Source organism: Sphingobium sp., from assembly GCF_035511395.1.
In the GTDB taxonomy this organism is placed as follows: Bacteria; Pseudomonadota; Alphaproteobacteria; order Sphingomonadales; family Sphingomonadaceae; genus Sphingobium.
Map to the genome: position 1 here is coordinate 1 of NZ_DATKFP010000134.1, position 4,976 is coordinate 4,976.

The following is a 4,976-nucleotide window of genomic DNA, read 5'->3' on the forward strand; positions in this document are numbered from 1 at the left end:
CACTTCGGCGCCAAGGTCCGCCAGCAGCTGTCCGCACCATGGGCCAGCCAGGATGCGGGCTAATTCAAGCACCCGGACGCCATCAAGCGGTTTGACCGGGTCACTGGAACGAGGCGTCTGCCAAGCCGGTTTTGCCATAGCCTCAGTTGCCGCCCTGTGCCGCGATACGCTCACGCCAGACCCGGAGTCCGTCGCCCGCGCCCTTGGCCATCGTGAAGCTGTCGATCCCGTTGGCGATGAAGCGGGCACCGCCATCGAGGAACTGCTGGACGAGGCGTTCGTCGCGCGAAAGGATCCCGGCCGGTTTGCCGGTTGAGACGATCCGCGCCAGTGCTTCGCCGGTCAGCTTGAACAGGGCATCGAAATTGATTGCGCCCAGCAAACCTTCGGTCGCGGCCAGGTCCGCAGGTCCAAGGAACAGCGCGTCGATTCCGTCCACTGCGGCGATCGCCTCAATGTTGTCGACGGCGGTCGCGGTCTCGATCTGGGCGATGATGCAAACCTGCGCATTGGCTTCTGCGACATAGGCAGGATAGCCACCCCAGCGCGCGGCACGGGCGCCGCCGAGGCCGCGTTCGCCTGCAGGCGGATAGCGGGACGCAGTTACGATGGCCTGGGCCTGTTCGGCGGTCTCGACCATCGGAACCATCAGAGTCTGCGCTCCAAGATCGAGAACCTGCTTGATCGCTACCGGATCGTGGCCGGCAATCCGGACGATCGCCGAACACGGCGGCGTCGCCTCGACCGCACGCAGCTGCGCGACGATGCCGGGCAGGGTTTGCGGGCCATGTTCGCCATCGATCAGCAGCCAGTCATAGCCATGGCCCGCGCAGATTTCGGCAATGTCTGGATGGGCCAGGGCCAACCAGAAGCCAAGCTGGACCGGACCTTCGCGCAAGGCCGCCTTGAAGCGGTTGACCGGTGTCTGCATTTTCGCCCCTTAAACGAACCGGAACCCGATTGAACCAAACTCGCCAAAATCGGCGTTGAAGACATCGCCCGGCGCCGCTTCGACCGGGCGCGTGAACGATCCGCCAAGCACGACTTCTCCGGCTTCGAGCCCTTGCCCCCAAGGCGCGAGCCGCCGTACCAGCCAGGCGACGCCGTTGGCGGGGTGGTTAAGCACCCCTGCCGCAAGGCCGGTTTCCTCGATCACCCCGTTGCGGCTGAGCAGGGCGCCGATGCGGCGCAGATCGAGCCCGTCGGGTTTCGCCGGCAGACCGCCGACGATGATTCCGGCATTGGCGGCATTGTCGCTGATCGTATCCAGGACCTTGCGCGCCACTCCGGTTTCGGCATCCTTGGGATGCACCCGGGTGTCTATGATCTCGATTGCCGGAGCCACATAGTCGGTGGCGCTCAGGACGTCGAAAATCGTCGTCTGTGCTCCTTCCAGGCGGCGCCCGAGCACAAAGGCCAGTTCGACCTCGACCTTGGGCGTGATGAACCGGGCGGTCGGCACGTCGCTGCCCTGTTCGAACACCATGTCATCCAGCAAGGTGCCGTAATCGGGTTCGGTGATTCCGGCTGCCTGCTGCATCGCGCGCGAGGTCAGGCCGATCTTGTGACCAAAGACGGCCCGGCCGCGCTCTCGCTTGAGATCGACCCAGGCCTGGTTGATGCGGTAGGCATCCTCGATCTGCATGCCTGGATAGCGCACGGAGAACGGCCGGATCCGTTCGCGGGTCTGCTCGGCATGGTCGAGTTCCTGCGCCAATTGCGCGACCAGTCGATCGTCGAATGTCTCGCCTGTCATGTGTCCTGCTCCCAATGCGCAACACTTGGGAAAACTCATTGCACAATGTCAAACGATATCTTAGGCTCCGGCAAAATTGACTGTGAACTCCGGCAAGGAGTCGCGCGAATATATCGTCAGGATCACATGGGAGAATGTCATGGCTGCTGAAGGGGTTATCAGGGAAGAAAAGATCACGGGCCGCGGCTTGACCTCGCACACCCTCTTGGCGGGCGATCCGTCCAAGCCGGCAATTCTGCTGCTTCACGGTGCGGGTCCGGGCGCACATGCCGCATCCAACTGGTATCACCTGATGCCGGACCTCGCCGAAAACTTCTTCGTGATCGCGCCCGACCTGATCGGTTTCGGCCAGTCGGTGATTCCCGATCCGTGGCCTGACAGCGTGATGGGCTGGATCGGCACCCGGGTCGACCAGTGCTTTGGCCTGCTTGAGGCGCTCGGTGTGAAGAAGGCCCACGTTGTAGGCAATTCGATGGGCGGCGCGCTGACCCTGCAAATGATGAGCGAGGAGCCCGACACAATCGACAAGGTGGTGCTGATGGGTTCGATCGGAGCCCCCGGCCCGCGCACCCCGGAACTGATCCGCCTGCTCTCGTTCTATTCCGACCCACGATATGCCCGCTATCGCCAGGTGATGCACAGCTTCGCCTACGATGCCGAGAAGTTCGAAGGCATGGAGGAAATCGTCGAGAACCGTTACAAGATCGCCACCGATCCGGGAATCATGAAGACCGCGGTCAAGATGATCGATTCGATGAAGAACGGCATTGAGACGCTCAACATGCCGCCCGAACTGCTGGGCAAAATGCCGCACGAAGTGCTGATCTTCCATGGCCGTCAGGACCGGGTGGTGCCGCTCGACACCAGCCTATACCTGATCCAGCATCTCAAGCATGCCGAACTGTACGTTCTCGACCGTTCGGGCCACTGGTCGCAGCTGGAACGGTGGGATGTCATGCGTCCGATGATGGAAATCCATTTCGGCGCCCGCACGTTCTAGGCGGTTGGCCTCGTTGCATGTCTGGTCAGCATTTTCACCAAGGTCCGCGATTGGGTACTTCGGCACGGTCGGACCAAGGCCCGGCCGTGCCGCCAGTGGGTGATGAAGCTTCAATTCAGGTGGAGCAGCACGCGGCGGCGTTATGGGACTATTCCTTACACATTTATGCCAAGCCGGGCGTGGCAGCTTCCTGCCTTGCCTTGCAGGATCAGCATGGGTGTGACGTCAACACGGTGTTGCTTTGCCTTTGGTTGGCAGGGGCGCGTTGCACCATTCTCGCTGTTTCGGACATCGAGGCCGCGCAGCACTCGGCAGCAACTGCGAATGAACGCTTCGTGCAACCGGTCCGTTCGGTGCGGCGCTGGATGAAGCAGTGGTGCCAATGTACGCCTGAGTCGGAAATTAACGCCGCAGCCTATGCGGCGCTGAAGACGGCAGAGTTGCATGGTGAACGTCTGGTCCAGTCCCAAATGCTCGCTGGGCTGGACCTGGACCAGTTGACCCGTGCCGAGTCGTCCGAAGCAGCAGTCCAGGCAAGCTTTGCCAACTATTGTACCTTGGCGAGCACATCTGGCGGAGTGGCAGAGGAACTGGGTGAGCTTGTTGCCAGAGCCTGGCATTGAGCCAGTCCTGCCTGTCGGGCTAATTGCATTTGAGGAACGGGATATGGATCGGTGCCTGGATGGATCAGTTGTCGCGATCACTGGTGCCGGGCGCGGAATAGGTCGCCAACTGGCGTTGTATTGCGCCGCGCAGGGGGCGGCAATTATCGTCAACGATCCTGGCGTGGCGCAGGCGGGCAACGGCGGCGATACCGCATTCGCTCAGAACACCGCTAACGACATCATCGGTGCCGGGGGCAAAGCGGCGGCCAACTTCGGTAATGTTGCAGATCCGGCGGAGGCGCAGAGCATTATCGAGGATGCGGTACGGAAATTTGGCCGAATCGATGCGGTCGTGAACAATGCAGGCATCTTGCGAGACAGCATCTGGCACAAGATGAGTCACGCGGACTGGACCAGCGTCATCGCGGTCAATCTTACTGGTGTCTTCAACGTTTCCAAGGCCGCCACGCCCTATTTTCGTGAACAGAAGGCGGGCAGTTTCGTTCATTTCACTTCGACGAGCGGTCTGATCGGCAACATCGGGCAGGCGAACTATTCGGCGGCAAAGTTGGCCGTCGTCGCGCTTTCGCAGTCTATCGCGCTCGACATGGCGCGAGTTGGCGTCCGCTCGAACTGCATCGCGCCTTTTGCGTGGAGCCGCATGACCTCGTCAATTCCCGCGACAACGCCTGCCGAACACGAACGTGTCCAACGGTTGCAATCCATGTCGGCAGACAAGATCGCGCCGTTGGTTGCCTATCTGGCATCCGACCTATCCAAGGACGTGACCAACCAGATTTTCGCGGTTCGCAAGAATGAAATCGCCCTGTTTTGCAAGCCCCGGCCGATCCGGTCGATGACCAAGGTCGAAGGCTGGACGCCGGAGGCAATTGCCCACGAGCTTGTACCTTCGTTTCGCAGCAGCTTCGCGCGCGCCGATGAAGTCTCGGCGCATGTCTTTCCTTATGATCCAATCTGACAGGTAACCGATGAGCAACGCCGGCATGGATGCAGAAGTCTTCGAACAATTCTTGATACAGCTTGAACGCTTCGTGCGCGACCGGCTCATTCCTGTCGAGCGCAAAATTATTGAAACCGACCTCATCCCCGAAAACGTCCTCGAAGCGATGCGCGACATGGGTCTGTTTGGATTGACCATACCGGAAGAGCATGGCGGCGCCGGCATGAACATCAGCCAGTATATCCGCACCATGCACACGCTAAGTTATGCGATGCCGGCATTCCGCTCGATCATCTCGATCAATGTCGGCATGTTCGCCTCAGCCCTCAAGAATGGTGGAACAGAAGCGCAGAAGGCTGCATGGCTGCCGCGCATTGCCGCGGGTGAAATCGCCGCTTTCGGCCTGACCGAACCGGGTTCGGGATCAGATGCGGCGGGTCTGCAGACGACTGCGGTGCCGACCGGCGACGGCTGGCTTCTCAATGGCACCAAGCGATATATTACCAACTCGCCCTTTGCGAAGGTTGGACTGATCATGGCGCGGACGGCCATGGAAAATCTGCCCAAAAACGCCCATATATCGGCATTCATCGTCCCGCTTGACATACCCGGCGTGACGATCTGCAAGTCGGACAGGAAGATGGGCCAGTCGGG

General features: G+C 60.8%; 7 protein-coding genes. 4 read left to right on the plus strand and 3 right to left on the minus strand.

The genetic code is table 11. From position 1 onward, the window contains the following. The 3 genes from VMR39_RS09075 to hpaH form a co-directional block, all read right to left on the minus strand. The coding region (locus VMR39_RS09075) for a CoA transferase (protein ID WP_325415654.1) at positions 1-138 on the minus strand (138 nt) is incomplete at its 3' end. Positions 139-142: 4 nt separating this feature from the next. Continuing rightward, the gene (locus VMR39_RS09080; RefSeq protein ID WP_008828100.1) at positions 143-931 is read right to left on the minus strand and encodes an HpcH/HpaI aldolase family protein; all 789 of its coding nucleotides are present in this window, start codon (positions 929-931) and stop codon (positions 143-145) included. Between the two features lie 9 nt (positions 932-940). Beyond that, positions 941-1,756, minus strand: a complete 816-nt coding sequence (hpaH, locus tag VMR39_RS09085; protein ID WP_008828101.1) for a 2-oxo-hept-4-ene-1,7-dioate hydratase — start codon at positions 1,754-1,756, stop codon at positions 941-943. Positions 1,757-1,895: 139 nt separating this feature from the next. Here hpaH and VMR39_RS09090 point away from each other — a divergent pair, with 139 nt between their 5' ends. From VMR39_RS09090 to VMR39_RS09105, 4 genes are all read left to right on the plus strand, one after another. Continuing rightward, positions 1,896-2,756, plus strand: a complete 861-nt coding sequence (locus VMR39_RS09090; protein ID WP_008828102.1) for an alpha/beta fold hydrolase — start codon at positions 1,896-1,898, stop codon at positions 2,754-2,756. 95 nt (positions 2,757-2,851) lie between these two features. Beyond that, positions 2,852-3,379: a TIGR02444 family protein gene (locus tag VMR39_RS09095; RefSeq protein WP_229710705.1), complete on the plus strand. Its 528-nt coding sequence runs from the start codon at positions 2,852-2,854 to the stop codon at positions 3,377-3,379. A 43-nt stretch (positions 3,380-3,422) separates the two neighbouring features. Next, positions 3,423-4,340: an SDR family NAD(P)-dependent oxidoreductase gene (locus VMR39_RS09100; RefSeq protein ID WP_024018971.1), complete on the plus strand. Its 918-nt coding sequence runs from the start codon at positions 3,423-3,425 to the stop codon at positions 4,338-4,340. Positions 4,341-4,350: 10 nt separating this feature from the next. Next, the coding region (locus VMR39_RS09105; RefSeq protein ID WP_325415653.1) for an acyl-CoA dehydrogenase family protein at positions 4,351-4,976 on the plus strand (626 nt) is incomplete at its 3' end.

Bases quoted from the DNA above. Each gene is read 5' to 3' on its own strand.
- VMR39_RS09080 (WP_008828100.1), bottom strand. From the start codon at position 931: ATGCAGACACCGGTCAACCGCTTCAAGGCGGCCTTGCGCGAAGGTCCG.
- VMR39_RS09090 (WP_008828102.1), top strand. From the start codon at position 1,896: ATGGCTGCTGAAGGGGTTATCAGGGAAGAAAAGATCACGGGCCGCGGC.
- VMR39_RS09100 (WP_024018971.1), top strand. From the start codon at position 3,423: ATGGATCGGTGCCTGGATGGATCAGTTGTCGCGATCACTGGTGCCGGG.
- hpaH (WP_008828101.1), bottom strand. From the start codon at position 1,756: ATGACAGGCGAGACATTCGACGATCGACTGGTCGCGCAATTGGCGCAG.